Annotated in this window: 3 protein-coding genes; all 3 read left to right on the top strand. The window is 66.6% G+C overall.

Features of this window, described 5'->3' with window-relative positions:
• The first annotated feature begins 171 nt into the window (after window positions 1-171).
• Window positions 172-627 carry a MarR family transcriptional regulator gene (locus DBR20_RS12150; RefSeq protein WP_089241977.1) on the top strand — a complete coding sequence of 152 codons (456 nt, stop codon included), beginning with the start codon at window positions 172-174 and terminating at the stop codon, window positions 625-627.
• Between the two features lie 108 nt (window positions 628-735).
• Entirely contained in the window at window positions 736-945 is a 210-nt protein-coding gene (locus tag DBR20_RS12145) for a DUF1656 domain-containing protein (RefSeq protein ID WP_025875651.1), read from the top strand.
• Window positions 942-1,793 (top strand): HlyD family secretion protein (locus DBR20_RS12140; RefSeq protein WP_108266341.1); only part of this gene is annotated, 852 nt, incomplete at its 3' end. The genes DBR20_RS12145 and DBR20_RS12140, both read left to right, overlap by 4 nt.

Raw genomic sequence — 1,793 nt, 5'->3', positions numbered from 1 at the left:
TGGATGCGCCGATCGAGCTTACAGGGACGTACTTGCAGCGTGTCCTGCCCCGCCCGGCCCTCCGCCGCCCGAGCCGACACCCAGCAGGCGCAACGCCTTCCTCAATACACCCCACCCATTCAGCAAAACCTATTGATAGGAATGAAATTAGTAGTATCCTATCTATTACTTATGGACCGACCCCTCGACGAGCGCACCGTGCTGCAGATGCAGCTCAGCTCCGGCCTGCTGTACGCAGGGCGGCAGTGGCAGCGCTTGGCCGACAGCCGGTTGGGCAGCTACGGCATCTCCACCGCCTGCACCATGCCGCTGTTGATGATCGGCCGCTCCGGCGGTGGCATCCGCCAAGTCGCGCTGGCCCAGCAGTTGGGCATGGAAGGCCCGTCGCTGGTGCGCCTGCTGGACAAGCTGTGCGCCAGTGGGCTGGTCCGCCGCGAATGCGATGCCAGCGACCGCCGCGCCAACCTGTTGTGGCTGACCGAGGAAGGCCAGGCATTGGTGCGCGAACTGGAAGATCAGTTGATCGGCCTGCGCCAGGACGTGTTCGGCGAACTGTCCACGGATGAACTGCACGCCGTATTGAAGGCGTGGCGCCTGCTGGCCGAGGCTGCCGACCGCATCACGTAAGCCCGCTGTTCGTGAACACCGCCGCTGCCGTGCATGCGCCAGCGGCTTTTGCCCGTTGCCGTTGTTCTGTTCCGCCTCCCCTTCCCCATACCGCCCCTGCCCCTACCGATGCCCGGTGAATTCAGTCTCCACGGAGTGTTCGTCCCGACCCTGCTCGGGTTGATGGTGTTGGCCTATCTGGTCAACAGCGGCCTGCACGCGCTGCTGCAGCGTGCCGGCGCCTATCGCCATGTCTGGCATCCGGCGCTGTTCAACCTGGCGCTGTACGGAATCGTGCTGGGCCTGCTGTTCCACCTTCTGCGTTGGATGCAATCGTGAAAAAGATCGTGAAAAAGACCCTGCCGGTGCTGCTCACCAGCGCAGCTGTGATCGTCGCCCTGCTGGTGCTGCGCCAGCTGTGGGTCTACTACATGGATGAGCCGTGGACCCGCGACGCCCACGTCGGCACCGACGTGGTGCAGGTGGCGCCGGACGTGTCCGGCCTGGTCGAAACGGTGCAGGTGGCCGACAACCAGGCGGTGAAGAAGGGCGACCTGCTGTTCGTGATCGATCGGGCGCGCTACCGCATCGCGCTGGAGCAGAGCCGCGCCAGCCTGGCTGAGCGCCAGGCCTCGGTGACGCAGCTGCGCCGCGAGATCGGCCGCGACCGCAGCCTGCAGGACTTGGTTGCCGCCGAGGACGCCGAAGTGCGCCGGGCCAAGCTGCAGGCCGCACAGGCGGCGCTGGCCACCGCGCAGGCCGCGGTTGACCTGGCCGAGCTCAACCTGGCCCGCACCGAAGTGCGTGCGCCGGCCAATGGCCGGGTCAACGACCGCACCATGCGCGTGGGCGACTACGTGGTGGCCGGCAAGCCGGTGCTGGCGCTGCTGGATACCGGTTCATTCCGCATTGATGGCTACTTCGAGGAAACCCGCCTGCGCGGCGTGGCTCCGGGGCAGCGCGTGGACATCCGCCTGATGGGCGAGGACACCCCTCTGCATGGCCATGTCGAAAGCATCGCCGCCGGCATCGAGGATCGCTACCGCAGCAACGGCAGCACCCTGCTGCCGAACGTGACCCCAGCCTTCGACTGGGTGCGGCTGGCGCAGCGCATTCCGGTGCGTATCGCCATCGACGAAGTGCCTGCCGGGGTGGAACTGATCGCCGGGCGCACTGCCACGGTGACC

The sequence above is a fragment of the Stenotrophomonas sp. HMWF023 genome, assembly GCF_003060985.1.
GTDB lineage: Bacteria > Pseudomonadota > Gammaproteobacteria > Xanthomonadales > Xanthomonadaceae > Stenotrophomonas > Stenotrophomonas lactitubi.
The sequence above is the reverse complement of the archived record's forward strand: the minus strand, read 5'-3'. Positions and strand labels throughout refer to the sequence as shown.

Bases quoted from the DNA above. Each gene is read 5' to 3' on its own strand.
- DBR20_RS12150 (WP_089241977.1), top strand. From the start codon at position 172: ATGGACCGACCCCTCGACGAGCGCACCGTGCTGCAGATGCAGCTCAGC.
- DBR20_RS12145 (WP_025875651.1), top strand. From the start codon at position 736: ATGCCCGGTGAATTCAGTCTCCACGGAGTGTTCGTCCCGACCCTGCTC.